Source organism: Amycolatopsis kentuckyensis (assembly GCF_041679295.1).
Lineage (GTDB): Bacteria > Actinomycetota > Actinomycetes > Mycobacteriales > Pseudonocardiaceae > Amycolatopsis > Amycolatopsis kentuckyensis_A.
In genome coordinates this window covers 376,109-402,433 of record NZ_JBGDMD010000010.1, presented here as the reverse complement: position 1 = coordinate 402,433, position 26,325 = coordinate 376,109, and the positions used below count along the sequence as shown (strand labels likewise).

Below are 26,325 nucleotides of genomic sequence, written 5' to 3'. Positions count from 1 at the left end.
AGAAGAGAGCTACTGTATTCAGTTCACATGACCTTCGACGTCGACCGCGCCCGCCGTGAAACGCCCGGCTGCGCCGAAGTGGTCCACTTCAACAACGCCGGTTCGGCGCTCCCGCCGGCCGTCGTGACCGACACCGTCGTCGAGTACCTGCGCCACGAAGCGCTGGTCGGCGGCTACGAAGCGGCCGCGGAGGCCGCCGACCGGCTCGCCGCGGTGTACGCCTCGGCAGCGCGGCTCGTCGGCGGCGGACCCGACGACATCGCGCTCACCGACAACGCGACCCGGTCGTGGCAGGCGATCTTCTACGCGCTGCCCTTCAAAGCCGGCGACCGGATCCTCACCTCGCGCGCGGAGTACGCCAGCAACGCCATCGCCTACCTGCAGGTCGCCCAGCGGACCGGCGCGGTCGTCGAGGTGGTCGGCGACGACGAGTCCGGGCAGCTGGACGTCGAAGACCTGAAGCGGCGCGTCGACGGCGACGTCAAGCTGATCGCCGTCAGCCACGTGCCCACCCAGGGCGGGCTGGTCAACCCGGCCGAGGAGATCGGCGCGGTCGCCGAGGCGGCCGGCATCCCGTTCCTGCTCGACGCGTGCCAGTCCGCCGGCCAGCTCGACCTCGACGTCTCGCGCCTGAAGTGCGACGCGCTGTCGACGACCGGCCGCAAGTACCTGCGCGGCCCGCGCGGCACCGGATTCCTCTACGTGCACCCGCGGCTGCGCGACCGCCTGGAGCCGGCGATGCTCGACCTGCATTCGGCGAGCTGGGAGTCGCCGACGGAGTACGTCGTCGACCCGACCGCCAAGCGCTTCGAGGTGTGGGAACGCGACTTCGCGGCGGTGTTCGGCCTCGGCGCGGCGATCGACTACGCGCTCGATTGGGGCCTGGCCGCCATCGAAGAGCGCGTCGCTTCCCTGGCGGCCACGCTGCGCGGCCGGCTCGCCGAAGCCGGGGCGCGCGTGCACGACGTCGGCGCCCGCAAGTGCGGCATCGTCACGTTCAGCCTCGACGGCACCCCGGCCGCGGAGATCAAGGCCCGGCTCGCCGAGGCGGGCATCAACACGTCGGTGTCGTCGCGGACGTCGGCCCAGTACGACTTCACCGCGCGCGACCTGCCGGACCTGGTCCGGGCGTCGGTGCACTACTACAACACCGAAGACGAGATCGACCTGCTGGTGGGCAAGCTCTAGAAGGCGGTCACCCCGGTCAGCTCGGCCGACACCGTCCAGAGCCGCTCGGCGAGCACCGGGTCGATCGCGTAGTCCTTGACGCCGGTGCGGGTGCCGTCGGCGGGCGCGGGCTCGGCGATGTCGCAGTCCTCGAGGTAGACGCCACCGAGTCCGTCGAGCTGCGGGGACGTCGCCGCCCAGACCTGGGTCGCGGCGCCCTGCTCCGGCGTCTTCGCGCCGCCGGTGACCCGGCCGGCCTCGTCGAGCATGCCGGCGTCGACGAGCTCCTGGCGGTCCAGGTGGCGCACGAGTTCGGTGAGGATCCGGCCCGGGTGCAGGGCGAACGCGCGGACGCCGCGGTCGCGCGCCAGCCGGTCGAGGTGGACGGCGAAGAGGACGTTCGCCGTCTTCGCCTGGCCGTAGGCGAGCCACTTGTCGTAGCCCTGCCGGAAGTCGAGGTCGTCGAAGCGGACCGGGCCGTAGTGGTGGCCGCGCGAGGACACCGAAACGACGCGGGCGCCGGCGTTGAAGGCCGGCCAAAGCCGGTTCACCAGGGCGAAGTGGCCGAGGTGGTTGGTCGCGAACTGCGCTTCCCAGCCGGGCCCGACGCGCGTCTCGGGCAGCGCCATGATCCCGGCGCTGCCGATGAAGACGTCGATCCCGCGGCCCGACGCGAGGAACCGCTCGGCGAACGCGCGGACGCTGTCGAGGTCGCCGAGGTCCAGCTCGTCGATCTCGACGTTTCCGAAGCCCCGCAGGGCTTCTTCGGCCGTGGCGCGGCGGCGGGCCGGGACGACGACGTGCGCGCCCGCGGCGGTCAGCGCCCTGGTGGTTTCGAGGCCGATGCCGGAGTAGCCGCCGGTGACGATGGCGAGCTTGCCGGTCAGGTCGATCCCCGCCACGGCTTCGGCCGCGGTGGTCCCGGCCCCGAACCCCGAGCCGATCTTGTGCTGTGGAGTGGTCATGACCCGACGCTAAGTCCTGGAGTGGACTCCAGCGCAAGTTCAGTCCTTGAGCAACTGCCGCGCGATGACGAGCTTCTGGATTTCGCTGGTGCCCTCGTAGATGCGGAACAGCCTGGCGTCGCGGTAGATCCGCTCGACCGTGACGCCGCGGACGTACCCCATCCCGCCGTGCACCTGGACCGCCCGGTCGGCGACCCGGCCGAGCATCTCGGTGCAGAACAGCTTCGCCGACGACGGGCCGAGCTTGCGGTCCTCGCCCGAGTCGTACTTCGCGGCGGCCTCGTGGACCATCGCGCGGCCGGCCGCGAGTTCCGCGTGCGACTCGGCGAGCAGCGCCTGGACGAGCTGGTACTCGCCGATCACGCGGCCGCCCTGGCGGGCCGTCCGCGCGTACTCGACGGCTTCGGCGAGCGCGCGTTCCGCCATGCCGACGCACAGGGCCGCGATGTGCAGCCGGCCGCGGGCGAGCGAGGCCATCGCGATGCCGAAGCCCTTGCCCTCCTCGCCGACCAGCGCGTCGGCCGGCAGCTCGACGTCGTCGAAGACCACTTCCGACGTCCACGCGCCGGCCTGGCCCATCTTGGCGTCGTGCGGCCCGACCGTGACGCCGGCCGCGCCCGCGGGCACCAGGAACGCCGAAATGCCGCGGCTGCCGGTGCTGTCGAGGTCCGTGCGCGCGAACGCGACGAAGACCTCGGCCAGCGGCGCGTTCGTGATGAACCGCTTGGTGCCCGACAGCCGGTAGCGGTCGCCGTCGCGGACCGCGCGGCTGGTCAGCCCGCCCGGGTCGGAGCCGGCCTCGGCTTCGGTGAGCGCGAAGGACGCGATCGCCTGCCCGGCCGCCAGCCGGGGCAGCCAGCGGGTGCGCTGGTCCGGCGTCCCGTAGTGCACGATCGCCTGGCCGGCGATGCCGTTGTTGGTGCCGAACAGCGACCGGAACGCGGGGGTCGTGTGGCCGAGCTCGATCGCCAGCCGGACGTCCTCGGCCATGCCGAGGCCGAGCCCGCCGTACTCCTCGGGCAGCGCCCAGCCGAACAGGCCCAGCTCGGCGGCCTTTTCCCGGATCTCGGCCGGGATCTCGTCGCGCTCGTCGATCTCCGCCTCGCGCGGCACGACCTCCTTGCGCACGAAGTCCCGCACCGCGCCGAGAACCTGCCCGAAAAGCTCCGCGTCCATGCGTCGCACGGTACCCGGTAGCGTGCGAGCCGTGAGCACCTTCTTCGACGTCGCCGAGCAGCACCCGGACCGGCTCGCGGTGCTCGCGCCGGACGGGACGGCCGCGACCTTCGGCGAGCTGGCCGCCCGGGCGAACCGGCTGACGCACGCGCTGCACCGGCTGGGGCTCGGGGAGGGCGACGGCGTCGTCGCGATCGTCCACAACGGACTCCCCTACTTCGAGCTGCTGTTCGCCACGCTGCAGGCGGGGATGTACTTCACGCCGGTGAACTACCGGTCCTCCGCCGCGGAGATCGCCTATGTGGTGGCGAACAGCGGCGCCCGCGTGGTGGTCGCGGACGCGGACATCGCGCGGGAATGCGACCTCGACCTGCCGCGGTTCTCGGTCGGCCCGGCCGAGGGCTGGGGCGACTACGCGACCTGGGGCGAGGACGAGCCGTCGACGCCGCCGGAGCCCAGGACCGCGGGCCAGACGATGCTCTACACGTCGGGGACGACCGGCCGACCGAAGGGCGTCCGGCGCGCGCTGAGCGGGAAACCGCCGTCGCTGCACCCGATCCACCGCGATCTGCTGGCTTCGTTCGGCGTTCTCCCGGGACCGGGGGTGCACCTGGTGGCGTGCCCGCTTTACCACGCGGCGCCCGGTTCGTTCGCCGTCAACGCGATGCACCTCGGGCACAGCGCGGTGCTGATGGACCGCTTCGACGCCGAAGAGACGTTGCGGCTCATCGAGGAGCACCGCGTCACGGACACCCACCTCGTGCCGACGATGTTCCACCGGATGCTGCGGCTGCCCGAGGACGTCCGCGCGCGGTACGACACGTCGAGCCTGACCAGCGTCATCCACGGCGCGGCGCCGTGCCCGCGCGAGGTCAAGGAACGGATGATCGCCTGGCTGGGCCCCGTCGTGCACGAGTACTACGGCGCCTCCGAAGGACTGATCTGCGGCGTCACGGCTTCGGAGTGGCTGGCGGCGCCGGGCACGGTGGGCCGGCCGCTGACCGGCGTGCGGCTGAAGATCCTCGACGACGACGGCGTGGCCGTGCCGGCCGGCGAACCGGGCACGATCTACTTCAGCTCGGCCCACACGGCGATCGACTACCTCGGCGACCCGGAGAAGACCGCGGCCGCCCGATCCGGCGAGTTCATCACCGTCGGCGACTTCGGCTACCGCGACGCCGAAGGCCGCGTCTTCCTGCTCGACCGCCGGACCGACCTGATCCTCTCCGGCGGCGTCAACATCTACCCGGCCGAGATCGAGGCGCGGCTGCTCGCGCACCCGGCCGTCGCCGACGTCGCGGTGATCGGCGAGCCGGACGAGGAGTGGGGGCAGCGGGTCGTCGCCGTCGTCGAGCCGGTGCCGGGCGTGTCCCCGGACGACGACCTGGCCGCGCGGCTCGCCGAGCACTGCCGGGCGGCACTGGCCGGGTTCAAGACGCCGAAGCGGTTCGACTTCACCGATCGCCTGCCGCGCACCGAATCGGGCAAGATGGTGCGGCGCACCCTGCGCTCATCGTGAGGAGAACTGCCCGATGCGCAAGACCGTCACGATCTTCGCCGCCACCGCCTTCGCCGTCACGCTCGCTTCCGGAACCGCGTCGGCGACCCCCGGCAGCGGCGTCACCGGCACGATCCTGGCCCAGAAGACCATCGGCCACACCGACTACACGCTGCGGGAGATCACCGTCCAGCCCGGCGGCTACACCGGCTGGCACTTCCACGACGGCACGCTCTACGCGTACGTGAAGTCCGGGACGCTGACGCACAACCTCGCCGACTGCAGCATCGACGGCATCTTCGGCACCGGGCGCGCGTTCACGGAGAAGCCCGACCAGGTGCACATCGGCCGCAACCTCGGGTCGACGCCGCTGGTGCTCGAAGTCCTGTACGTGCTCCCCGCCGGCAGCCCGCTGTCGGAGGACGCGCCGGACCCGGGCTGCGGCTTCTAGCTCGAGAACCACCCCGCGGCGTCCAGCCGGTAGGCCGCGGGCCCGACGACCTTCCGCAGGTCGGCCTCGAGCGCGCCGATCCGCTCGGCGCCGACCGCGCGGGCCCAGTCGTTGCGCAGGTCGTCGAAGATTTCCGCGGACTTCGTGAGCGCGTCGACGCCGTGGGCGGTGAGCCGCACGATCTTGCGGCGCGCGTCGTCCGGGTCGTCGGCGCGTTCGGCGTACCCGAGCGCCTCGAGCCGCTCGACCGTCTTGCCCGCCGCCTGCTTGGAAACGCCGAGGCGGCGGCCGATCTCCGACGCCGTCGCGCCCGCGACGCCGATGGCCTGCATGGCGAAGCCGTACGACGGCCGCACGTCGGGGTGCCCACGGCGTGCAAGTTCGGCGTGGAGGCGGTCGATGAGCGTGCGGAAGCCCCCGAAGAGCAGGAAGGGCAGCTCGTAGCCGGGCGTGTCGGTCATTGCCCCTTGCCCTTTTCGACAACCAGGTTTACGGTTTCGACAACCACGTTGTCGATCCTACGTCTGGAGACGTCTTGTTCCCCGATCACACCCCGGAGTCTGCACCCCCGGCCGCCCGCCCGGCGATGGCGGCCACGGCGAAGAAGTTCGGCCGCGTCCCGGCCGCCGTCGCGCGCCTGGCGACGTCACCGGAGCTGCTGAACGGCTTCCTCAAGCTCAACGCGATCTTCGAGTCGTCGACGCTGCCGGCGCTGGACCGCGAAGTCCTGATCATGACGGTGGCGGCCCGCAACGGGTGTCACCTGTGCGTGGCGATGCACACGGCTTCCCTGACGGGTATGTCGGCCGCACCGGAGCTGGTTGCGGCGTTGCGGGCAGAGTCGGCCTTGCCTTCGCCGCGGCTGGAGGCGCTGCGGCGGTTCGTGGTGTCGGTGCTGAACACGACGGGCGACGTCCCGCCGTCGGAGCTGGCGGCGTTCACCGAGGCCGGGTACACGACCCGGAACGCCCTGGAGGTGGTGCTGGGCATCGGGACGTACACGCTGTCGACGTTCGCGAACCGCTTGACGGGCGCACCACTGGACGAGGCCTTCGCGGCGCACGAGTGGCAAGCTGCCGCGGTATGACGGCGGTGCCGTTGGTGTCGATCTTCACGTCCTCGACGCCAACTTCACGACCTGGGTCGTGCTCGGCGCGGGGCCGCTCCACGCCGGCGTGCGGGTGCTGGGCTGGGCCGGCCTGGCCCGTGACATCCGCTGGAGCGTGTCCCTCGCCGACAGCGCAGCCGCCGCCACCCCAGCCGCCGGCGACGCAGCCTCCGGCAGCGGGGTGACCGGGGGAATCAGCAGTTCACGGCCAACGCCGGACTCACGACCGTGGTCCGGACCCCACCGTAGGAAACGGCGACGTTGGCGGTGATGGTGGCCGCGTTCGGGCGGGTCGCGCAGACGGTCGAACGCTTCACCCAGCTGCCGTAGCAGGCCGCCGTGTAGCCGGCGGACAACGCGCTGGCGTAGCAGGAGTCGCCCTGGATCAGCTGCGCCGGGCTGGGCGTGCTCCAGATGTTGGCCACCGGCGCGCTCATCTGGTAGCCGACCGAGGTGTAGTTGGTGACGACCAGCACCGCCTTGTAGACCGACTGGGTGCCGTCGCTCGAGTTGATCAGGCACGAGTACACCTCGCGCGACTTGTCCGCGCAGTACCAGTTGGAGGGGGTCGGAAAGGGATCCGGCGACCAGCTCCGCACCGCCGCGGAGGCCGACGGCGCCGTCAGCACCAGCGTGAGCAGCGCCATCAGCACCACGGCGACGACCCCGCCGCGGCGCTTCGTGAACCTCGTCGATCGCATGCGTTTCTCGCTCTCGTTCGCGCGCGAGGACAACTGCCGACGCAGTGCCCTTGCCGAACGGTGACGTGCGCTTCCCACCCGCGCCGCCACATCCGGCGGGTGGCTCACGCCTGAACCGGAGAGCGGTTGATGGTTCGACCGAAGCTCACACGATCGGACTAACTGCCGGTGGGCCAGGCCGAGGCCTATGCAAACCGACACCCAAGCGAGCCCTTCGTCCCCAACGCAACCACGGCGGGGGTCCGGGGGCTTGCCCCCGGGCGGGGTCTGGGGGTTGCACCCCCAGGAGACACGACGGGGCGAGCCGGTTCGCGCGTTCCGCGAACACACCTCACCCCGAGAACCGTGGGCGCAGCAGGGTTCGAACCTGCGACCGCTCGGGTGTAAGCCGAGTGCTCTTCCGCTGAGCTATGCGCCCCTCGGACGGCGGCCCCGAAGAGGGACCGCCGCCCGGGAGAAATCAAGCCAGTTCGGCCACGGCCTTCTTCCAGCCCTGCTGGTCGCGCGCCTCACCCGGGGCGTTGACCTCGGCGAACCGCACCACGCCGGACGTGTCGATCAGGAACGTCCCGCGGACCGCCAGGCCGGCGGCGTCGTTGAACACCCCGTACGCCTGGGCCACCTCGCCGTGCGGCCAGAAGTCGGACAGCAGCGGGAACTGGTAGCCCTCCTTCTCGGCCCACGCCTTCAGCGAAAACGGCGTGTCGACCGAGACGCCCAGCACCTGGACGCCCTTGTTGTCGTAGTCCGCGAACTCGTCGCGGAGCTGGCACAGCTCGCCGGTGCAGATGCCGCTGAACGCGAACGGGTAGAAGACCAGCAGGACCGGCTTGTCACCCCGGAAGGACGACAGCTGCACCGGCTGCTTGTTGTAGTCGTTGAGCGTGAAGTCAGGGGCCTCAGAACCGACCTCGACGGTCATACCGCGTTTCCTCTCCCGTACGGACACGTGCCTGCGACGACAACCCTATCGTGTCAGCCGGGCGGGACCGGTTCAGCGCTGCTTGGACTTCGACTTCGGGGAGACCAGGCGAGTCCCGATCCAGTTCGCCCCGACGCTCATGTTGGCGGTCTGGGCCAGCCCGACGGCCGGCACGGCTTCGGCGATCTCGCTCGGTTCGACGTGTCCCGGCTGCCCCGTCTTGGGGGTCAGCACCCAGATGACGCCGGTCTCCTCCAGGGGGCCCCTGGCGTCGATGAGCGCGTCGCCCAGGTCGCCGTCGTCTTCGCGCCACCACAGCAGCACCACGTCGATGACCTCGTCGGCGTCCTCGTCGAGGATGTCCCCGCCGATCTGCTCCTCGATCGCCGCGCGGAGGTCGTCGTCGACGTCCTCGTCCCAGCCGATCTCCTGGACCACCATCTCGGGCTTGATGCCGAGCCTCTCGGCGACGCTGCTCTGATCAGCGTCTCCCGCGGCGACCACTGCTTTCACTCCTCCAACTACGACGGAGTGTGGCGTCCGGCACCCCTGGAGAGGGTACGGCGGCGCCACACTCGGCGACCCGGTTGCCGATAGCGAACACTGGTAGGGCTCCGCGCGCAACCGTCCACACCGGATCTTTGACAACTCGTGTCGCAGGATACGGCCCGCGACCGGGCCTCCGCGAGAGCGTTTCGGGTACCTCGCGCGACCGGTGTGCCACCCCATCGGGTGCCGTCCCCTAGGGTGGTGGAGAAGAAAACGCGCGCGCGATACACCGCGCGCGGGGAGTGGCTCGACCGGGTCGGCCGATGTTACCGCCAAGTAGCGGTGCGGAAGCCGGGACGGAAGACGACGATGGAGAGTCGTACACCCCCGAGGACGAGCACCACCGGCTACAACTTTTCGCAAGGAGACCCCTTGGCCCCGCAGAACGACGGCGCCTCCGGCAAGGAGACCCCGGCACGCGTACGCGTCATCCGTGACGGATTGGCGGCGCACCTGCCCGACATCGACCCGGAGGAGACCGCCGAGTGGCTGGACTCCTTCGACGAGGCTCTGGCGAGGGGCGGGCAGCAGCGGGCCAGGTACCTGATGCTGCGCATCCTCGAGCGGGCCCGCGAGCGGAACGTCGGCGTCCCCGCGCTGACCTCGACGGACTACGTCAACACCATCCCCACCGAGAACGAACCCTGGTTCCCCGGTGACGAGGACATCGAGCGCCGCTACCGCGCGTGGATCCGGTGGAACGCGGCGATCATGGTGCACCGCGCGCAGCGCCCCGGCGTCGGTGTCGGCGGCCACATCTCGACCTACGCCTCCTCCGCCGCGCTCTACGAAGTGGGCTTCAACCACTTCTTCCGCGGCAAGGACCACTCCGGCGGCGGCGACCAGATCTACATCCAGGGCCACGCCTCCCCCGGCATCTACGCCCGCGCGTTCCTCGAGGGCCGCCTGAGCGAGCAGCAGCTCGACGGCTTCCGCCAGGAGTACAGCCACGCCGGCGAGGGCGGCGGCCTGCCGTCGTACCCGCACCCGCGGCTGATGCCGGAGTTCTGGGAGAACCCGACGGTGTCCATGGGCCTCGGCCCGATGAACGCCATCTACCAGGCCCGGTTCAACCGCTACCTGCGCGACCGCGGCATCAAGAACACCGACGACCAGCACGTCTGGGCGTTCCTCGGCGACGGCGAGATGGACGAGGCCGAGTCCCGCGGCCTCATCCACGTCGCGGCCGGCGAGGGCCTCGACAACCTGACCTTCGTGATCAACTGCAACCTGCAGCGGCTCGACGGCCCGGTGCGCGGCAACGGCAAGATCATCCAGGAGCTGGAGTCGTACTTCCGCGGCGCCGGCTGGAACGTCATCAAGGTCATCTGGGGCCGCGAGTGGGACTCGCTGCTGCACGCCGACCGCGACGGCGCCCTGGTCAACCTGATGAACGTGACGCCGGACGGCGACTACCAGACGTACAAGGCCAACGACGGTGCCTTCGTCCGGGAGCACTTCTTCGGCCGCGACCCGCGGACGAAGGACCTGGTCAAGGACCTCTCCGACGCCGACATCTGGAACCTCAAGCGCGGCGGCCACGACTACCGCAAGGTTTACGCGGCCTACAAGGCGGCGCTGGAGCACCACGGCCAGCCGACGGTGATCCTGGCCCACACCATCAAGGGCTACGGCCTGGGCCCGGCGTTCGAGGGCCGCAACGCCACGCACCAGATGAAGAAGCTCACCCTCGACGACCTGAAGCTGTTCCGCGACTCCCAGCGGATCCCGATCAGCGACGAAGAGCTCGAGCGCGACCCGAAGCTGCCGCCGTACTACCACCCGGGCGCCAACTCGCCCGAGATCGAGTACCTGATCGGCCGCCGCAAGGCGCTCGGCGGCTTCCTGCCGGAACGCCGCCCGAAGGCCGCCAAGGCGCTCGTCCTGCCCGGCGACAAGGTCTACGAGGGCATCCGGAAGGGCTCCGGCAAGCAGGAGGTCGCCACGACGATGGCGTTCGTCCGGCTGGTCCGCGAGCTGGCGAAGGACTCCGAGATCGGCAAGCGCGTCGTCCCGATCATCCCGGACGAGGCCCGCACGTTCGGCCTCGACTCGATGTTCCCGACGGCCAAGATCTACAACCCGCACGGCCAGACGTACACGTCGGTCGACGCGAGCCTGATGCTGGCCTACAAGGAGTCCGAGAAGGGCCAGCTGCTGCACGAGGGCATCAACGAGGCCGGCTCGACCGCGTCGTTCACCGCCGTCGGCACGTCGTACGCGACGCACGGCGAGCCGATGATCCCGATCTACATCTTCTACTCGATGTTCGGGTTCCAGCGGACCGGTGACGGCCTCTACGCCGCCGCCGACCAGATGGCCCGCGGGTTCGTCCTCGGCGCCACCGCCGGCCGCACCACGCTGACCGGCGAGGGCCTGCAGCACGCGGACGGGCACTCGCTGCTGCTGGCGGCGACCAACCCGGCCGCGGTCGCGTACGACCCGGCGTGGTCGTTCGAGATCGCGCACATCATCAAGGACGGCCTGCGCCGGATGTACGGCGAGACGGGCCCGGACGGCAACGGCGAGAACGTCTTCTACTACATGACGATCTACAACGAGCCGTACCAGCAGCCCGCCGAGCCGGAGAACCTCGACGTCGACGGCCTGCTGAAGGGTCTGTACAAGTACGCCGACGCCCCCGAAGGCGACGGTCCCGAGGTGCAGATCCTGGTCTCGGGCGTCACGATGCCGGACGCGCTCAAGGCGCAGAAGCTGCTGGCCGAGGAGTGGGGCGTGCGGGCCGCGGTGTGGTCGGCGACGTCGTGGACCGAGCTGCGGCGCGAGGCCGTCGAGATCGACCACGACAACCTGCTCTACCCGGGCAGCGAGCCGCGCGTGCCGTACGTCACCGAGGCGCTGAAGGGCGCGAACGGGCCGGTCGTGGCGGTGTCGGACTGGATGCGCGCGGTGCCGGACCTGATCCGCCCGTACGTCCCGACCGACATGCTGACGCTCGGCACGGACGGCTTCGGCTTCTCCGACACCCGCCCCGCCGCGCGGCGGAAGTTCCTGATCGACGCCGAGTCGATCACGGTCGGCGCCCTGTCGATCCTCGCCAAGCGCGGCGAGGTCGACCAGGCGAAGGTGCTCGAAGCGGCCACGAAGTACCGGCTCGACGACATCGCGGCCGCCGGGCCGCAGACGTCGGACGCCGGGAACGCGTGACCTGGTGCTAGAAAGGACCCGGCAGACATCTGATGTCTGCCGGGTCCCGCTCGCTGAGGAGTTGATGAAGGTGACGAAGCGCCGGCTGCCCAAACCGGATGAGCTGAAGCAGATCCTGCGGCCGAAGCCGATCGTGCTGAACCCGACCGAACGGCGGCTGGCGAACGCGCACACCATCGCCGACCTGCGGATGGCCGCGCGCAAGCGCACCCCGCGGGCGGCCTTCGACTACACCGACGGCGCGGCCGAGCTCGAGGACAGCCTGCGCCGCGCGCGGCAGGCGTACCGCCGGGTGGAGTTCCACCCGAACGTCCTGCGCGGGGTGTCCGATGTGGACACGACCCGCGAGATCCTGGGCAAGACCTCGGCCCTGCCGTTCGCCTTCGCCCCCACCGGGTTCACGCGGATGATGCAGCACGAAGGCGAGATCGCGGTGGCCCGCGTCGCCGAGCGCAACGGCATCCCGATGGGCCTCTCGACGATGGCGACGACGTCGATCGAAGACCTGGCGGCGGCCGCGCCGGGGGCCCGCAAGTGGTTCCAGCTCTACGTCTGGCGCGACCACGGCGCCGGCGAAGATCTGATGAATCGGGCGTGGGAAAACGGCTTCGACACGCTGATGCTGACCGTGGACACCCCGGTCGGCGGCGCGCGCCTGCGCGACGTCCGCAACGGCCTGACGATCCCGCCGGCGCTGACGCTCAAGACGTTCCTCGACGGCGCGACGCACCCGGCGTGGTGGTTCAACCTGCTCACCACCGAGCCGCTGAACTTCGCCTCGCTCAGCCACTTCGACGGCACCGTCGCCGAGCTGCTGAACAAGCTCTTCGACCCGACGCTGAACTTCGACGACCTCGACTGGGTCCGCCAGACCTGGCCCGGGAAGCTGGTCGTCAAGGGCGTGCAGAACGTCGACGACGCCCGCGACGTCGTGAAGCACGGCGCCGACGCGGTGCTCATCTCGAACCACGGTGGCCGCCAGCTCGACCGCGCCCCGACGCCGCTGGAGCTGCTGCCCGCGGTGCTGGACGAGGTCCAGGGCGGCGCCGAGGTCTGGATCGACACGGGCATCCTGTCCGGCGGCGACATCGTCGCGGCGATCGCGCGCGGCGCGGACGCGGTGCTGGTCGGCCGCGCGTTCCTGTACGGCCTGATGGCCGGCGGCGAGCGCGGGGTCCAGCGGTGCGTCGACATCCTCCGGACGGAGATGGTCCGCACGATGCAGCTGCTGGGCGTCCGGACGCTCAAGGACCTGACGCCCTCGCACGCGACCTTGCGTTAAACCTGCGCCTGGCCACCGTCGACGAAGAACTCGACGCCGTTGACGAAGCTCGCCTCGTCGGTGGCCAGGAACAGCGCGGCGGCCGCGATCTCCGCCGGGTCGCCGAGCCGGCCCAGCGGGACCGCGCTCGCCATCCGCTCCACCATCGCCTGCTGCGCGCCGGGCTCGGCCAGGCCGAGCAGGCCCGGGGTGAGCGTCGGCCCGGGGCTCAGGACGTTGACACGCACCCCGCGACCCTGCAGGTCGAGCGCCCACGTGCGCGCGAAGTTGCGTACGGCGGCCTTCGTCGAGGCGTAGAGGCTCATGCCCGGCGCCACGCGCGTCGACGTCGTCGAGCCGGTGATGATGATCGACGCCTTCTCGTTCAACAGCGGCAAGGCTTTCTGCACGGTGAACAGCACGCCCTTGACGTTCGTGCCGAAGGTCGCGTCGAACTGCTCCTCGGTGATCTCGCCCAGCGGAGCTGAAACGCCCCCGCCGGAGTTGGCCACCACGACGTCCAGGCCACGGCCGCGCTCGGCGATCGCGCGGTAGACCTCGTCGAGGTCGGCGAGGTTCGAGGAGTCGGCGCGGATCGCCTGCACCGAGCCGCCGATCTCGGCGACGGCGTCGTCGAGCACTTCTTTGCGCCGCCCGGTGATGACGACATGGGCGCCCTCCGCCGCGAAGCGCTTGGCGATGCCCAGACCGATCCCGGTTCCGCCGCCGGTCACGAGCGCTGTCTTGCTCTCCAGGTTCACGATGCCCTCCGAGTTCTTGACTATCTCGTCCAGAACCTACGCCGTTCTGGACGAGATAGTCAAGAATGCCTATCCTGGAGCCATGGCGAGACCGCGGAGCTTCGACGAAGGCGCGGTCCTGCGCACCGCGCGGGACCGGTTCTGGTCGACCGGCTACGCGGGCACGAAGATCGACGACATCGCCGCCGCGACCGGGCTCGGCAAAGGCAGCCTCTACGGCGCCTTCGGCGACAAGCACGCCCTGTTCGTGCGCGTCTTCGACGACCACTGCACCACGGCGGTCGAGGGCGCGCGCCGCAAGCTCGAAGGCCCCGACGACGAGGCCTACCAGCGGCTCCGCGACTACGTCCTGGCCGACGCCGAATCCGTCGCCGCGGACGACATCCACCGGGGCTGCCTCATCGCGAAAGCGGCCGCCGAGTGCGCCGAGCACGACCCCGAGATCGCGGCCCGCGCCCGCCAGGCGTTCCGCGAGCTGAACAGCCTGCTGACGTCCTGCGTCGCGGCCGCTCAGCGCGCGGGCGACATCGCCGAGGGCCACGAACCGGCCCGGCTGGCCGGCCTCCTGCTGGCAACCATGCGCGGCATCGAGGCCCTGGGCAAGGGCGGCTGCGACCAGGCCGACCTGCGCGGCATCGCCGAGACCGCCCTGGCCGTGCTGCCGGTCAGTTCCTGACCCGTTGGGCCAACCGGTCTCAACTTCTTGACGGACCGCCTGGTTTGTGACGAAGATCTCGGGCACTCGCCGAAAGGCCGTTTTCGCATCGTGGAAAACGGAGGTCGCCCGTGTTCGTGCAGGCCGTGTACACCCAAGACGTGACTCCCCTCGGTTCGCTCGGCCTGTCGGCGCTCGTCGCCGTGCTGCCGCTCGCCACCGTCCTCGTGCTCCTCGGCGCCGTCCGGATGCGGGCGCACCACGCCGCCCTGATCGGGCTGCTCGTCGCGCTCGTCGTCGGGATCGCCGCCTACGGCATGCCGATCGTCCAAGCCGTCTCCGGCGCGCTGCAGGGCGCCGCGTTCGGGCTGTGGCCGATCATGTGGATCGTCGTCAACGCGCTGTGGATCTACCGGCTCACCGTGCGGACCGGGCACTTCGACGTCCTGCGCCGCTCGTTCGGCCGCGTCTCCGACGATCCGCGGATCCAGGCGCTGATCATCGCCTTCTGCTTCGGCGCGCTCATGGAGGCCCTCGCCGGCTTCGGGGCGCCGGTCGCGATCAGCGCCGTCATGCTGGTCGCCGTCGGCTTCCACCCGGTGAAGGCCGCGGTCGTCGCGCTCGTCGCGAACACCGCGCCGGTCGCGTTCGGCGCGATGGGCACGCCCGTCGTCACGCTCGCGCAGGTCACCGGCCTGCCGCTGCAGGACGTCTCCTCGATCGTCGGCCGCCAGACGCCGCTGCTCGCGCTGGTCGTCCCGCTGCTGCTGGTGATCATCGTCGACGGCAAGCGCGGCCTGAAGGACACCTGGCTGCCCGCGCTGGTCTGCGGCATCGCGTTCGGGCTCGTGCAGTTCCTCGCGTCCAACTACGTGGCACCGCAGCTGGCCGACATCGGCGCCGCGCTCGCCGGCGCCGCCGCGCTGGTCGCGCTCCCCCAGAGCCGCCGCCCGGTGCCCGAAGCCGTCCGGATCAGCATCGGCACCGGCGGGACGGCGACCGAAGAAGCACCGCCGGAAGACTCGCGCAACGACGTCGTCAAGGCGTACCTGCCCTACGCGCTGATCATCGTGATCTTCTCCCTCGCCGTGCTGCCGCCGATCAAGAAGCTGCTGGACAAGGCGACCTGGAAGTTCCACTGGCCGGGCCTGAACGTCGCCGGGCCGAACGGGAAACCCGTGTCCGGCAACACGTTCTCGCTGCCGTTCCTCAACACCGGCGGCACGCTCGTGCTGCTCGCCGGCCTCATCACGGCCGCGATCCTGGCCGTCTCGGCGAGCGGCACCGCGCAGGAGTGGCTGGCCACGGTGAAGGAACTGCGGTTCGCGATCCTCACCGTGACCGGGGTGCTCGCGCTGGCCTACGTGATGAACCTGTCCGGCCAGACGACGACGATCGGCACGTTCATCGCGGCCGCCGGCGCCGGATTGGCGTTCCTGTCGCCGGTGCTGGGCTGGTTCGGCGTCGCCGTCTCGGGCTCGGACACCTCGGCCAACGCGCTCTTCGGCGCGCTGCAGGTGACGGCGGCGAACAAGACGGGCCTGGCCGCCGACCTGCTGGCCGCGGCCAACAGCTCCGGCGGCGTCCTCGGCAAGATGGTCTCCCCGCAGAACCTCACGATCGCCTGCGTGGCGGCGAACCTGCCCGGTGAGGAGGGCAAGCTGCTGCGGAAGGTGCTGCCGTGGAGCGTCGGACTGCTGCTGGTGATGTGCCTGATCGTGCTCGGCCAGAGCACGGCGGTGCTCAGCTGGATGCTGCCATGACCTGACGTCCGGCGACGCGCTTGGCCGAGCGGTTCCAGCTCCACCAGCCGTGGATGACCAGCCCGGCGAAAACGATGTAGATCGCGGCCGAGAAGTACAGCCCGGACGAGATCTGCAGCGGCACGCCGATCGCGTCGACGACCAGCCAGACCAGCCAGAACTCGACCAGCCCGGCGCCCTGCGCCCCGAAGGCGACGAGCGTGCCGACGAAGATGGCGGCGTCCGGCCAGGGCGCCCAGGACGCGTTCAGCGCGTCGAGGACCAGGGCCATCACGGTGGTGCCGGCGACGAAGGCGCCGAGCATGGCCAGCCGTTCGACGAGCCGGCCCTGCCGGACGACCACGCCGAAGACGGGGTCCTGGCGGCGGGTCCAGGCCCACCAGCCGTAGACGGAGATGGCCAGGATGGCGACCTGGCGGGCGGCGAGCCCGCCGAGGTGCGCGGAGGCGTAGACGGCGAAGAGCAGCACGGTGGCCCCGACCTGCACGGGCCACGTCCACAAGGTGCGACGCTGCGCGAGGAACACGACCGCCAGCGCGAACACCTGCCCGGCGAGCTCCGCGATCGAGATCCACTGACCGAGCACCGTGATTCCGTGGTGCAGCAGGAAATCCACCTGACGCCCCTTTCGTCCTACCGCATCAAACATGCTCCGCGGGGGGTGAATTCCCTAGAGACTGTGAGGCGCGGAACATCCCACTTCGTGGACGTCGCCGAGCCGCAGCGTCCCGCCGCGGACGACGCGGGTCTGGACGCCGAAAGTGACGTCGTTGACGTCGGAAATCGTCTTGAGCAACCCGGGCGCGGCCGGCAGCCCGTCGGCCGGCAGCCCGACCATCACGCAGCGGACGGCCTTGCGGAGGACCTCCAGCTCGACCTCGCCGAGCCGGATCCGCTCGCCCACCCAGGCCTCTTCGGTGAGCTCGGGGGCCGAACCGGTGTCGAGCAGGACGTTGGCCCGGAACCGCCGTTCGTCGAGCGCGACACCGGGCGCGCGCTCGGCCAGCCACGCCAGCGACGACGTCGTGACCAGGTGCAGGGGTGCTTCGTCGTGGTGCGGGACGTCGGCTTCCTTCGCCAGCTCGACCCCCGGGAGGCCCAGCGCGGCGGCGATTTCCGCGCTCGCGGTGCCGCCGCGGACCTCGCGGCCGTCGGGGAGGGTCACCACCGGGACGTCACCGTCGTAGCGCGCGGCGAACTCGTGCAGACCGGGCATCCGCCGGAACCGGCGGGAGTTCTTGCCGCTGCCGAACTTGCCGTCGGCGTCGTGGACGGCGTAGAGGCGGTCGCCGTCGAGACCGCGCTCGCCGACGGCCACCTCGGTCAGCCGCTCGCCCGCCATCGACTTCACCGGATAGCGCCACAGCGCCGCCACGACCCCCATCGGACCAGCGTAACGGCCCGCCGACACGTCTTGAATGAGTCATTCAGGTCTCCGGAGGTCCTGAATGACTCATTCAAGACCTCCGGAACGCGGGCCGGGCCCGGCGGCTTCCTCGTCCGCCGGGCCCGGCCGCGCTCGCGTCCCGGCTCAGATCTGGGGACGCGGGGTGCCCGCCGGCGGCGTCGGGGTGTTGTCCGCCCCCACCGGTGTCCGGGGCCGCTCGGCGGTGCCCATCTCGCCGGTGCGCTGCTTCGGCGTCTCCAGCTGGTGCTCCATGTTCGCCATCCAGCCGCGCCAGCGGTCCTGGGCCGGCTTGATCAGGCCGCCGCCGAAGCCGACGACGATCACGCCGCCGATCGTCGCGAGCACCGCGATCAGCACCGGGCCGGTGATCGCCGTCGCGATGTTCACCTGGCCGAGCGCCGCGATGATGCCGAACGCCATGATCAGCCAGTAGGCGCCCAGCGACAGCGGCCGGGCCGCGCCGCGGCCGGACAGCGCCGACGCGACGACGTCACGCACGACCTTCGCGATGGCCGCGGCGACCACGACGAGCACCAGCGCGACCACGATCCGCGGCAGGAACGCGATGATGTCGTTGAGCAATTGGCTCACCGGGTTGGTCGGCCCGAACACCCCGAACGCCAGCTGCAGCGCGATCAGCAGGATGAAGTAGTAGACCAATTTGACGAGGATCCCCGTCGCGTCGATCTTCTGCTGCCCGATCTTCCCGCTCAGCCCGGTCCGCTCGACCAGTTTCCCGAAACCGGCTTTCCCGAGCACGAGCGCCAGCCCTTTCGAGACGGCTTTCGCGATCAACCAGCCGATCAGCAGGATGATCAAGAATCCCACGAGTTTCGGGACGAACGTGGCCACCATGTTCCACGCCTGCCCGAGCCCGTCCTTCAGTTGCTCGCCCATACGACTCCCTCCACGGATTTGCACCGGATCGTCGATCAAGTACCCAGGGGCGGCAACTCGTGCGCCCCACGATCGAGTGAGACGACTGGCGCGCGAAGATCACCCGTGGCCATACTGGTTTCACCGGTGGGGACCGGGGAGACGAGGCCGTCCGGCGCAGCGAAAACCGCGAGCGCCGGGCGGCCTCGAGCATTTACCGGGAACAACGGACCGGCCCCCGGACACGGGGTGTCCGAGGGCCGGGTGAACGTTCGGCGAACGTCAGGCGGCGCGCAGCGCGTCGCGCAGTTTCACCTTCGCGCCGGTGCGCATGACCGCATTCCGGTAGATCCGCGCGGCCAGCCAGATCAGGCCCGGAATCATCAGCACCACCAGCCCCACCGACACCACCGCTTCCCACACCGGCACCCCGCCCATCGCCAGCCGCATCGGCATCAGCGTCGGCGAAAAGACCGGGATCACGGAAAGCACTTCGACGAACGTGTTGCCCGGATCCGACGGCAGCACGGAAATGCCGATCACGTACCCGGCGATCACGAACATCAACGCGGGCATCGTCGCGCCGCCGACGTCCTCCTGCCGCGAAACCAGCGCTCCGAGCGCGGCGAACACGATCGAGTACATGAAGAACCCGAGCAGGTACCACACGACCAGCCAGACGACCGTGCCCACGGCCGCCGAGACGGAGATGGTCAGCGTGCCGGTCGCCAGGCCGGTGACCACGCCGCCGACCCCGATCACCAGCATCTGGATGAGCCCGACCACGCCGATGCCGAGCACCTTCCCGGCCATCAGCTGCCACGGCTTGATCGTCGAGAGCAGCAGCTCCACCACCCGGGACGTCTTCTCCTCGACGACGCCCTGCGCGACGGTCTGGCCGTTGATCATCAGCGAGAGGTAGATCAGGATGCCGGCCACGATGCCCAGCACGAGCTGCTGGCCGTTGTAGTCGTAGGGCTCCTCCAGCGGCGGGTCCTCGACGAACTTCGCGCTCGCGACGGCGCCCTCGAACTGCGCCGGGTTCCCGCCGAGCGCGGTGATCTGCTGGTCGAGCGCGACCTGGCGGGCCACCAGCTGCAGGACGTTCGCGAGCTTGCCGTCGAGGTCCTTCTTGACCTGGACGTGCACGCTCCTGCCGTCGCCGGTGAGCAGCGCGTCGAGCGAGCCGTCGGCCAGCTTCGCGCGCCCGGCGGCCTCGTCGGCGACCTGCGTGGTTTCGATGTTCTCGTCGACGGCCTGCCCGGACGCCTTCAGCGGCGCCGAGAACCCGGCGGTGGCCGCGGTGTAGCCGACCTTCGCGTCGGCGTCGCTCCCGCCGGAGATCAGCTTGAGCAGCACGATGCCGACCACGATCAGCAGCAGCATGACGACGGTGGCGACGCGGAAGGCCTTCGACTGCACGCGGGTGCTGATCTCGCGCGAGGCGACCAGGCCGACGGCGGCGGTCGGGCTCATCCGGACGTCCGGAACGGGGGTACTCACGCCGGGACCTCCTCGGTCGTCACGACGGAACGGAACAGCTCGGTCAGCGAAGGCTGCTCGCGCGCGAACTCGCGCACCGGCCCGGTGGCCAGCGCGGCCTTGAGCACGGCCTGGTCGTCGGCGCCGTCGCCCAGCTCGAGCTCGGTCACCGGGCCCGTCCGGCCGAGCACCTTCACCCCGGCCAGGCCGTCGGCCCAGCCGTCGGCGGCCTCGGGCGCGTCGACCCGCAACCGCACCGCACCGCCGGCCCGCAGCTCGTCCACCGTCCCCTTGGCGACCATCTGTCCACTCCGGACGATGCCGACCCGGTCGCACAGCCGCTCCACGAGGTCGAGCTGGTGGCTGGAGAACACGACCGGCACGCCCTCGGCGGCCTTTTCCTTGAGCACCTGGCTCATCACGTCGACCGCGACCGGGTCGAGGCCGGAGAACGGCTCGTCGAGCACCAGGATCCGCGGTTCGTGCACCAGCGCCGCGGCCAGCTGGACGCGCTGCTGGTTGCCCAGCGACAGCTTCTGCACCTCGTCGTCGCGGCGGCCGGCCACGCCGAGCCGTTCGGTCCACTTCTCCGCCGACTTCCGCGCGTCGGCGGCGGGCATGCCGTGCAGCCGCGCGAGGTAGGTCAGCTGCTCGGCGACCTTCATCCGCGGGTAGAGGCCGCGTTCCTCGGGCATGTACCCGATGTGGCGGCGCGTTTCGTGCGTCACCGGCTCGCCGTCGTAGCGGACTTCGCCGCCGTCGGCGGAAAGCACGCCCAGCGCGATGCGCATGGTCGTCGTTTTTCCGGCGCCGTTGCTCCCGACGAAACCGAAAAGCTCGCCGGGCCGGACATCGAACGTCATTTCCCGCAAAGCGACCACGTCGCCGTAGCGTTTGGAGACCCTGTCGATCTCTAAACCGGTCATTCCGGTTCCCCCGTTTCCATCCCTGTTCCCCCGCCCGTGATCCTAGGCACCCCGTACACGCACTGCCCACCGCCGGGCGTTGCCACCTGCGGCTACGAAAGTTGCGAAGCACGTAGGATCGCGTCCGCCATGGATGGAACCACCTCCCCGCGCCGGGTGCCGAAGCACCACGGACTCTCCGCGAAGACGCTTCGGCGGCTGGAGCACGCGTCCGGCAGCCTGGCGAGCGCGAGCATCGCGGTGATGGAGCGGCGGCTGCCGTGGTTCGCCCGGCTGCCCGCCGACCAGCGCGCGAGCGTGCTGCTGATCACCCAGGCGGGCGCCGCGGGCTTCGTCGACTGGCTGCGGGACTCGAAGGAGGCCCTGAAGCTGACGACCGAGGCGTTCCGCGACGCGCCGGCCGAGCTGTCGCGGTGGGTCAGCCTGCGCCAGGCGGTCGGCATGGTGCGCCTGGCCATCGAGGTCTTCGAAGAGCAGCTGCCCGACTTCGCCGCGAACGAGGCCGAACGCGCGGCGCTGATCGAGGGAATCCTGCGCTACGGCCGGGAAATCGCGTTCGCGGCGGCCAACTCCTACGCGGCGGCGGCCGAAGCGCGCGGCGCGTGGGACGCCCGCCTGGAGGCACTCGTCGTCGACGGGATCGTCCGTGGCGACGCCGAGGAGTCCGTGCTCTCCCGCGCGACGGCCCTGGGCTGGGAACCGTCGGCGAACGCGACGGTCCTGGTGGGCAACCCGCCGTCGGAGGACCCGCCGACGGTGGTGTTCGAGGTCCGCAGCCGCGCGGCCCGCGTCGGCCGCCCGGTGCTGCTGTCGGTCCAGGGCTCCCGGCTGGTGGTCGTGGTCGGCGGCCCGACCGACGGCGGCGTGAAGGAACGCGAGATCCTCGCCCGGATGGCGGTGGCGTTCGCCGAGGGCCCGGTGGTCGCCGGTCCGACCGTGCCGACCCTGGCCGAGGCGCACCACAGCGCGATCGAGGCGTTGTCGGGGCTGCGCGCGGTGGTCGGCTGGCCGGGCGCGCCCCGGCCGGTCCGGTCGGCGGACCTGCTGCCGGAGCGGGCATTGTCCGGCGACGCGGAGGCGGAACGCCTGCTGGTGGACAAGATCGCGCGGCCGCTGGAGGAGGCGGGCCCCACGCTGCAGCGCACGGTCGAGGCCTACCTCGAGAGCGGCGGCGTGCTGGAGACGTGCGCGAAGACGCTGTTCGTCCACCCGAACACCGTCCGGTACCGGCTGCGGAAGGCGGCGGACCTGACCGGCTGCCAAGCGACCGACCCGCGGGACGCGCTGGTGCTGCGGATCGCGCTCACCGTCGGACGGCTCGCGAGGGCCCGCGGGATCTGGTGACCCGGCGCGTGTCGAGAACGGGGCACCGGCTCCGTCCCCGGCGCGGAAGCGGCCACGAGGGCCGCGCGGGACGGGAGTGAACCGTGGCGATCCAGCGGATGGACAACGTCGGCATCGTGGTCGACGACCTGGCGGCCGTCGTCGCCCTCGACGGCGTCCGGTGCGACCTGACCGTGGTGCGCACCCCGGACGGCCACGGCCGGCTCGAGCTGATGAAGTTCCACAGCCCGGCCTCCCCCGCCGCCGGGCCGGCCCAGCCGGTGAACGCCTTCGGGATCCGCCGCGTCATGTTCGCCGTGGCCGACCTCGACGGCGTCCTCGCCCGGCTGCGCCCGCCCGGCGCGGAGCTCCTGGGCGAAGTGGTCCGGTACGGCGAGAGCCACCGGCTCGCCTACGTCCGCGGCCCCGAGGGCCTCATCGTCGCGCTCGCCGAGGAGCTGGGCTGAACGGCCCTTCCCGAGACGGCCGTCACGTGATGGACTTAACAGCGAAAGGTGATTGAACCCGACAAGGCATCCGGGTTACGCGCGAGCTTCTGCGGCGCGTCTTTGGAGGTTTCCGACAAAGACGCCGGGCAGACACTGTGAACGTCGGCATCCCGGGAAAGCCCCTCTCCCGTGTTGTCTTGAAGGGTGACAGCAGCAGTCCTCGCTCCCGGTCAGGGGTCCCAGGCCCCCGGTATGTTCACGCCCTGGCTCGACCTCGACGGCGCGCGCGAGCGCGTCGCCCGCTGGTCCGAGCGCGCGGGCCTCGACCTGCTCCGCCTCGGCACCGAGGCGGACGCCGACGAGATCCAGGACACCGCCGTCGCGCAGCCGCTGATCGTCGCGCTGTCGCTGCTCACCTTCGAGCACCTCCAGGCCACCGCGCCGGTCCCCGCGGACGCGCCGGTCGCCGGGCACTCCGTCGGGGAGCTCGCCGCCGCCGCGATCGCCGGGGTGCTGCGGCCCGAAGACGCCGTCGCGCTGGCCGCCGTCCGCGGCGCCGAGATGGCGAAGGCGTGCGCGCTGGAACCGACGTCGATGGCCGCGGTCATGCTCGGTGACCCCGAGCAGGTCGTCGCGTGGCTGGAAGCACAGGGCCTGACCGCCGCGAACCGCAACGGAGCGGGGCAGATCGTCGCCTCCGGTGCCGCCGACGCCATCGCGAAGATCGTCGCCGAGCCCCTGGAAGGCACGAAGATCCGCGCCCTCAAGGTCGCCGGGGCGTTCCACACGCAGTACATGGCGCCCGCCGAGGAGGCGCTGCGCGCCCACGCCGCCGAGCTGACCCCGGCCGACCCGACGCGCCCGCTGCTGTCCAATGCGGACGGCGCCGTCGTCACCAGCGGGGCCGAGTACCTGGACCGCCTCGTCGCGCAGGTCACCCGGTCGGTCCGCTGGGACCTGACGATGGACGGCCTGGTGTCCCTCGGCGTCACCCGCACCGTCGAACTCGCGCCCGCGGGCACGCTGACCGGCCTGGTCAAGCGCCAGCTCAAGGGTGTCGTCACCACTACCACCGCGCTGAAGACGCCGGCCGAGCTGGCCGCGCTGCGCCAGGAGGACGCCTCGTGACCGACCGACCCACCCTGAGCCTCAACGCCGGCTCACGCGGCAGCCGCGTGCTGGGCGTCGGCAGCTACCAGCCCGAAAAGGTCGTCACCAACGACGACCTGTCGCAGATCATGGAGACCAACGACGAGTGGATCCAGACCCGCGTCGGGATCGTGGAGCGCCGGTTCGCCGAGAAGGACGAGCTGCTCACCGACATGGCCGTCGCCGCCGGCACCGCCGCGCTGGCCGACGCCGGGGTCGACCCGTCCGAAGTGGACACGGTGATCCTGCCGAACTGCACCATGCCGACGCTGATCCCGAACGCCGCCGCCCAGGTCGCGGCGCGGATCGGCATCCCCAGCCCCGGCGCGTTCGACCTCAACGCCGCGTGCGCCGGGTTCTGCTACGGCCTCGGCGTCGCCTCCGACCTCATCCGCGCCGGCTCGGCGAAGAAGGTCCTGGTCATCGGCGCCGAGAAGCTCACCGACTCGGTCGACCCGGTCGACCGGGCCAACGCGATCATCTTCGCCGACGGCGCGGGCGCCGCGGTCGTGGGCGCGTCCGACGAGCCGGGCATCGGCCCGGTCACCTGGGGCAGCGCGGGCGACCTGGTCGACCTGATCTACATGCGCGACGACAAGTACATCTACCAGGAGGGCCAGTCGGTCTTCCGGTGGGCGACCACGAAGATCGCGCCGATCGCGATGCAGGCGCTGGAGGCCGCCGGGCTCAAGCCGTCCGATGTGGACGTGCTGATCCCGCACCAGGCGAACCTGCGCATCGTCGAGGCGATCGCGAAGAAGCTGCGGGCCAACGGTGCCCGCGACGACATGGTCGTCGCCGACGACATCAAGTACTCCGGCAACACCTCGTCGGCGTCCATCCCCCTCGCGCTGGACCACATGCGCAAGGCCGGGACGGCGAAGCCGGGCGACGTGGTGCTGGCGGTCGGGTTCGGCGCGGGCCTGTCCTACGCCGGGCAGGCGTTCGTCTGCCCCTGATCACCGTTACGCTCCCCGCGGGCATTCGCCCGAGGGCAACAGACCCCCAGAAAGACCGAGAAGGGAACAACCCCATGGCTGACAACGCTGAGATCCTCGCCGGCCTCGCCGAGATCGTCGAAGAGGTGGCCGGTGTGGCTCAGGACGACGTCACCGCCGAGAAGTCGTTCGTGGACGACCTGGACATCGACTCGCTGTCGATGGTCGAGATCGCCGTGCAGGCCGAGGACAAGTTCGGCGTCAAGATCCCGGACGACGAGCTCGCCAACCTCAAGACCGTGGGCGACGCGGTGAACTACGTGTCGGCCAACTCGAAGTAAGTCCTCTTCCCTCCTTGAGGAGACTCCCATGAGCAACATCGACGTCGTGATCACCGGTCTCGGCGCCACCACACCGCTCGGCGGGGACGTCACGTCCACCTGGGACGGTCTGCTGGCCGGACGGAGCGGGATCCGGACGATCGAGGCCGACTGGGTCGAGGAGCTGCAGCTGCCGGTCAAGATCGGCGGTCAGCTGGCCGTCGACCCGGCCGAGGTCCTGCCGCGGGTCCAGGCCCGCCGGATGGACCGCTGCGAGCAGGTCGCGCTGATCGCCGCCCGCCAGGCGTGGGCCGACGCGGGGTACTCCGAGCCGACCGACGAACACACCGACGTCGACCCCGACCGCCTCGGCGTGTCGATCGGCACGGGTGTCGGCGGTCCGGTCACCCTGCTCACCCAGAACGATCTGTTGCACCAGCAGGGTCTCCGCAAGGTGTCGCCGCTGACCGTGCCGATGCTGATGCCGAACGGCCCGGCCGCGCACGTGGGCATCGACCTGAAGGCGCGGGCCGGGGTGCACTCCCCGGCCTCGGCCTGCGCTTCGGGTGCCGAGGGCATCGCGAGCGGGGTGGAGATGATCCGCTCCGGCCGCGCCGACGTCGTGATCGCGGGCGGCGCGGAAGCGTGCATCCACCCGATCACGCTGGCCGGCTTCGCCCAGGCCCGCACCGTGTCCACCCGCAACGACGACCCGGCGAGCGCGTCGCGGCCGTTCGACGCGAGCCGGGACGGCTTCGTCCTCGGCGAGGGCTCCGGCGTGGTCATCCTCGAGCGCGCCGACCAGGCGAAGGCCCGCGGGGCGCGCATCTACGCGACGATCGCCGGGCACGGCATCACCTCGGACGCCTACCACATCACCGGCAACCACCCCGAGGGTCTCGGCCAGATCGCCGCGATGCGCGCGGCGATGAAGATGGCCGGCGTCACCGCCGCGGACGTCGGGCACGTGAACGCCCACGCGACGTCCACTGTGGTCGGTGACATCGGCGAGGCCGCGGCGATCCGCAACGCGGTCGGGGATCACCCGGTCGTGACGGCCCCGAAGGGCGCGCTCGGTCACCTCGTCGGCGGCGCCGGCGCGGTCGAGGGGATCATCACGATCCTCTCGCTCTACCACGGCATCGTGCCGGCCACCCTGAACCTGACCGACCAGGACCCGCGGGTCCAGCTGGACGTCGTGTCGGGCGAGGCGCGCAAGGTGGAGCTGACCGCGGCGATCAGCAACTCGTTCGGCTTCGGCGGGCACAACACCGCGCTGCTGTTCACCCCGGCGGCCTGAGTTCTCGTT

The 26,325-nt window shown here is 71.0% G+C and carries 26 protein-coding genes and 1 tRNA gene; 14 read left to right on the top strand and 13 right to left on the bottom strand.

Features of this window, described 5'->3' with window-relative positions; genetic code table 11:
• Positions 1–27: 27 nt before the first annotated feature.
• On the top strand, positions 28–1,188 hold the full coding sequence (locus ACERZO_RS38305; protein WP_372670872.1) for an aminotransferase class V-fold PLP-dependent enzyme: 1,161 nt from the start codon (positions 28–30) through the stop codon (positions 1,186–1,188).
• On the opposite strand, the gene ACERZO_RS38300 is transcribed toward ACERZO_RS38305, so the two are convergent.
• Both ACERZO_RS38300 and ACERZO_RS38295 read right to left on the bottom strand, forming a co-directional pair.
• A complete protein-coding gene (locus ACERZO_RS38300; protein WP_372670870.1) occupies positions 1,185–2,132 on the bottom strand; it encodes an SDR family NAD(P)-dependent oxidoreductase in 948 nt (315 codons plus the stop codon). The genes ACERZO_RS38305 and ACERZO_RS38300 overlap by 4 nt on opposite strands.
• A gap of 39 nt (positions 2,133–2,171) precedes the next feature.
• A complete protein-coding gene (locus tag ACERZO_RS38295; RefSeq protein WP_372670868.1) occupies positions 2,172–3,308 on the bottom strand; it encodes an acyl-CoA dehydrogenase family protein in 1,137 nt (378 codons plus the stop codon).
• Positions 3,309–3,339: 31 nt separating this feature from the next.
• Here ACERZO_RS38295 and ACERZO_RS38290 point away from each other — a divergent pair, with 31 nt between their 5' ends.
• Together ACERZO_RS38290 and ACERZO_RS38285 are read left to right on the top strand one after the other, a co-directional pair.
• Entirely contained in the window at positions 3,340–4,827 is a 1,488-nt protein-coding gene (locus tag ACERZO_RS38290) for an AMP-binding protein (RefSeq protein WP_372670866.1), read from the top strand.
• Between the two features lie 13 nt (positions 4,828–4,840).
• A complete protein-coding gene (locus tag ACERZO_RS38285; RefSeq protein ID WP_372670865.1) occupies positions 4,841–5,257 on the top strand; it encodes a cupin domain-containing protein in 417 nt (138 codons plus the stop codon).
• On the opposite strand, the gene ACERZO_RS38280 is transcribed toward ACERZO_RS38285, so the two are convergent.
• Positions 5,254–5,718 (bottom strand): MarR family winged helix-turn-helix transcriptional regulator, encoded by a 465-nt coding sequence (locus ACERZO_RS38280; RefSeq protein ID WP_372670863.1) that lies wholly within the window; start codon positions 5,716–5,718, stop codon positions 5,254–5,256. The two genes, ACERZO_RS38285 and ACERZO_RS38280, sit on opposite strands and share 4 nt — an antisense overlap.
• A gap of 125 nt (positions 5,719–5,843) precedes the next feature.
• On the opposite strand from ACERZO_RS38280, the gene ACERZO_RS38275 reads away from it, so the two are divergent.
• Positions 5,844–6,344 carry a carboxymuconolactone decarboxylase family protein gene (locus tag ACERZO_RS38275; RefSeq protein ID WP_372670912.1) on the top strand — a complete coding sequence of 167 codons (501 nt, stop codon included), beginning with the start codon at positions 5,844–5,846 and terminating at the stop codon, positions 6,342–6,344.
• Between the two features lie 215 nt (positions 6,345–6,559).
• On the opposite strand, the gene ACERZO_RS38270 is transcribed toward ACERZO_RS38275, so the two are convergent.
• The 4 genes from ACERZO_RS38270 to ACERZO_RS38255 form a co-directional block, all read right to left on the bottom strand.
• A complete protein-coding gene (locus tag ACERZO_RS38270; RefSeq protein ID WP_372670861.1) occupies positions 6,560–7,066 on the bottom strand; it encodes a hypothetical protein in 507 nt (168 codons plus the stop codon).
• Between the two features lie 346 nt (positions 7,067–7,412).
• Positions 7,413–7,484, bottom strand: a tRNA-Val gene (locus ACERZO_RS38265).
• Positions 7,485–7,526: 42 nt separating this feature from the next.
• Complete coding sequence (locus ACERZO_RS38260; RefSeq protein WP_372670860.1) at positions 7,527–7,988, bottom strand: peroxiredoxin; 462 nt, start codon at positions 7,986–7,988, stop codon at positions 7,527–7,529.
• A gap of 72 nt (positions 7,989–8,060) precedes the next feature.
• Complete coding sequence (locus ACERZO_RS38255; RefSeq protein WP_086672523.1) at positions 8,061–8,492, bottom strand: DUF3052 domain-containing protein; 432 nt, start codon at positions 8,490–8,492, stop codon at positions 8,061–8,063.
• A gap of 417 nt (positions 8,493–8,909) precedes the next feature.
• On the opposite strand from ACERZO_RS38255, the gene aceE reads away from it, so the two are divergent.
• Positions 8,910–11,705: a pyruvate dehydrogenase (acetyl-transferring), homodimeric type gene (aceE, locus tag ACERZO_RS38250; protein WP_372670859.1), complete on the top strand. Its 2,796-nt coding sequence runs from the start codon at positions 8,910–8,912 to the stop codon at positions 11,703–11,705.
• Positions 11,706–11,775: 70 nt separating this feature from the next.
• Complete coding sequence (locus ACERZO_RS38245; protein ID WP_372670911.1) at positions 11,776–12,987, top strand: alpha-hydroxy acid oxidase; 1,212 nt, start codon at positions 11,776–11,778, stop codon at positions 12,985–12,987.
• Here the strand turns inward: ACERZO_RS38245 and ACERZO_RS38240 are convergent.
• Positions 12,984–13,727: an SDR family oxidoreductase gene (locus ACERZO_RS38240; protein WP_372670857.1), complete on the bottom strand. Its 744-nt coding sequence runs from the start codon at positions 13,725–13,727 to the stop codon at positions 12,984–12,986. The genes ACERZO_RS38245 and ACERZO_RS38240 overlap by 4 nt on opposite strands.
• An 82-nt stretch (positions 13,728–13,809) precedes the next feature.
• On the opposite strand from ACERZO_RS38240, the gene ACERZO_RS38235 reads away from it, so the two are divergent.
• Together ACERZO_RS38235 and ACERZO_RS38230 are read left to right on the top strand one after the other, a co-directional pair.
• The gene (locus tag ACERZO_RS38235) at positions 13,810–14,403 is read left to right on the top strand and encodes a TetR/AcrR family transcriptional regulator (RefSeq protein WP_372670855.1); all 594 of its coding nucleotides are present in this window, start codon (positions 13,810–13,812) and stop codon (positions 14,401–14,403) included.
• Positions 14,404–14,528: 125 nt separating this feature from the next.
• Positions 14,529–16,145: an L-lactate permease gene (locus ACERZO_RS38230; RefSeq protein ID WP_372670910.1), complete on the top strand. Its 1,617-nt coding sequence runs from the start codon at positions 14,529–14,531 to the stop codon at positions 16,143–16,145.
• Here ACERZO_RS38230 and ACERZO_RS38225 read toward each other — a convergent pair.
• From ACERZO_RS38225 to ACERZO_RS38205, 5 genes are all read right to left on the bottom strand, one after another.
• Positions 16,126–16,761 (bottom strand): nicotinamide mononucleotide transporter family protein, encoded by a 636-nt coding sequence (locus ACERZO_RS38225; RefSeq protein ID WP_372670853.1) that lies wholly within the window; start codon positions 16,759–16,761, stop codon positions 16,126–16,128. The two genes, ACERZO_RS38230 and ACERZO_RS38225, sit on opposite strands and share 20 nt — an antisense overlap.
• A 54-nt stretch (positions 16,762–16,815) precedes the next feature.
• Positions 16,816–17,529, bottom strand: coding sequence for an MOSC domain-containing protein (locus tag ACERZO_RS38220; RefSeq protein ID WP_372670851.1), 714 nt, complete (start codon positions 17,527–17,529; stop codon positions 16,816–16,818).
• A 147-nt stretch (positions 17,530–17,676) separates the two neighbouring features.
• The gene (locus ACERZO_RS38215) at positions 17,677–18,450 is read right to left on the bottom strand and encodes a mechanosensitive ion channel family protein (RefSeq protein ID WP_372670849.1); all 774 of its coding nucleotides are present in this window, start codon (positions 18,448–18,450) and stop codon (positions 17,677–17,679) included.
• A 261-nt stretch (positions 18,451–18,711) separates the two neighbouring features.
• A complete protein-coding gene (locus ACERZO_RS38210; protein ID WP_372670909.1) occupies positions 18,712–19,905 on the bottom strand; it encodes an ABC transporter permease in 1,194 nt (397 codons plus the stop codon).
• Positions 19,906–19,928: 23 nt separating this feature from the next.
• Positions 19,929–20,837 (bottom strand): ABC transporter ATP-binding protein, encoded by a 909-nt coding sequence (locus ACERZO_RS38205; protein ID WP_372670847.1) that lies wholly within the window; start codon positions 20,835–20,837, stop codon positions 19,929–19,931.
• Positions 20,838–20,966: 129 nt separating this feature from the next.
• Between ACERZO_RS38205 and ACERZO_RS38200 the strand changes: the two genes are divergently transcribed.
• From ACERZO_RS38200 to ACERZO_RS38175, 6 genes are all read left to right on the top strand, one after another.
• Positions 20,967–22,181 (top strand): PucR family transcriptional regulator, encoded by a 1,215-nt coding sequence (locus tag ACERZO_RS38200; RefSeq protein WP_372670845.1) that lies wholly within the window; start codon positions 20,967–20,969, stop codon positions 22,179–22,181.
• A gap of 83 nt (positions 22,182–22,264) precedes the next feature.
• The gene (locus ACERZO_RS38195) at positions 22,265–22,627 is read left to right on the top strand and encodes a VOC family protein (RefSeq protein ID WP_372670843.1); all 363 of its coding nucleotides are present in this window, start codon (positions 22,265–22,267) and stop codon (positions 22,625–22,627) included.
• 186 nt (positions 22,628–22,813) lie between these two features.
• The gene (locus ACERZO_RS38190; RefSeq protein WP_372670841.1) at positions 22,814–23,737 is read left to right on the top strand and encodes an ACP S-malonyltransferase; all 924 of its coding nucleotides are present in this window, start codon (positions 22,814–22,816) and stop codon (positions 23,735–23,737) included.
• The gene (locus ACERZO_RS38185) at positions 23,734–24,717 is read left to right on the top strand and encodes a beta-ketoacyl-ACP synthase III (RefSeq protein WP_372670839.1); all 984 of its coding nucleotides are present in this window, start codon (positions 23,734–23,736) and stop codon (positions 24,715–24,717) included. Before ACERZO_RS38190 ends, ACERZO_RS38185 begins: the two co-directional genes overlap by 4 nt.
• Before the next feature lie 74 nt (positions 24,718–24,791).
• Entirely contained in the window at positions 24,792–25,037 is a 246-nt protein-coding gene (locus ACERZO_RS38180; protein WP_004559006.1) for an acyl carrier protein, read from the top strand.
• A gap of 28 nt (positions 25,038–25,065) precedes the next feature.
• On the top strand, positions 25,066–26,316 hold the full coding sequence (locus ACERZO_RS38175; RefSeq protein ID WP_372670837.1) for a beta-ketoacyl-[acyl-carrier-protein] synthase family protein: 1,251 nt from the start codon (positions 25,066–25,068) through the stop codon (positions 26,314–26,316).
• Positions 26,317–26,325 lie beyond the last annotated feature (9 nt).

Bases quoted from the DNA above. Each gene is read 5' to 3' on its own strand.
- ACERZO_RS38220 (WP_372670851.1), bottom strand. From the start codon at position 17,529: ATGGGGGTCGTGGCGGCGCTGTGGCGCTATCCGGTGAAGTCGATGGCG.
- ACERZO_RS38205 (WP_372670847.1), bottom strand. From the start codon at position 20,837: ATGACCGGTTTAGAGATCGACAGGGTCTCCAAACGCTACGGCGACGTG.
- ACERZO_RS38210 (WP_372670909.1), bottom strand. From the start codon at position 19,905: ATGAGCCCGACCGCCGCCGTCGGCCTGGTCGCCTCGCGCGAGATCAGC.
- ACERZO_RS38295 (WP_372670868.1), bottom strand. From the start codon at position 3,308: ATGGACGCGGAGCTTTTCGGGCAGGTTCTCGGCGCGGTGCGGGACTTC.
- ACERZO_RS38305 (WP_372670872.1), top strand. From the start codon at position 28: ATGACCTTCGACGTCGACCGCGCCCGCCGTGAAACGCCCGGCTGCGCC.
- ACERZO_RS38175 (WP_372670837.1), top strand. From the start codon at position 25,066: ATGAGCAACATCGACGTCGTGATCACCGGTCTCGGCGCCACCACACCG.
- ACERZO_RS38280 (WP_372670863.1), bottom strand. From the start codon at position 5,718: ATGACCGACACGCCCGGCTACGAGCTGCCCTTCCTGCTCTTCGGGGGC.
- ACERZO_RS38200 (WP_372670845.1), top strand. From the start codon at position 20,967: ATGGATGGAACCACCTCCCCGCGCCGGGTGCCGAAGCACCACGGACTC.
- ACERZO_RS38260 (WP_372670860.1), bottom strand. From the start codon at position 7,988: ATGACCGTCGAGGTCGGTTCTGAGGCCCCTGACTTCACGCTCAACGAC.
- ACERZO_RS38180 (WP_004559006.1), top strand. From the start codon at position 24,792: ATGGCTGACAACGCTGAGATCCTCGCCGGCCTCGCCGAGATCGTCGAA.
- ACERZO_RS38270 (WP_372670861.1), bottom strand. From the start codon at position 7,066: ATGCGATCGACGAGGTTCACGAAGCGCCGCGGCGGGGTCGTCGCCGTG.
- ACERZO_RS38215 (WP_372670849.1), bottom strand. From the start codon at position 18,450: ATGGGCGAGCAACTGAAGGACGGGCTCGGGCAGGCGTGGAACATGGTG.
- ACERZO_RS38235 (WP_372670855.1), top strand. From the start codon at position 13,810: ATGGCGAGACCGCGGAGCTTCGACGAAGGCGCGGTCCTGCGCACCGCG.
- ACERZO_RS38275 (WP_372670912.1), top strand. From the start codon at position 5,844: ATGGCGGCCACGGCGAAGAAGTTCGGCCGCGTCCCGGCCGCCGTCGCG.
- ACERZO_RS38300 (WP_372670870.1), bottom strand. From the start codon at position 2,132: ATGACCACTCCACAGCACAAGATCGGCTCGGGGTTCGGGGCCGGGACC.
- ACERZO_RS38285 (WP_372670865.1), top strand. From the start codon at position 4,841: ATGCGCAAGACCGTCACGATCTTCGCCGCCACCGCCTTCGCCGTCACG.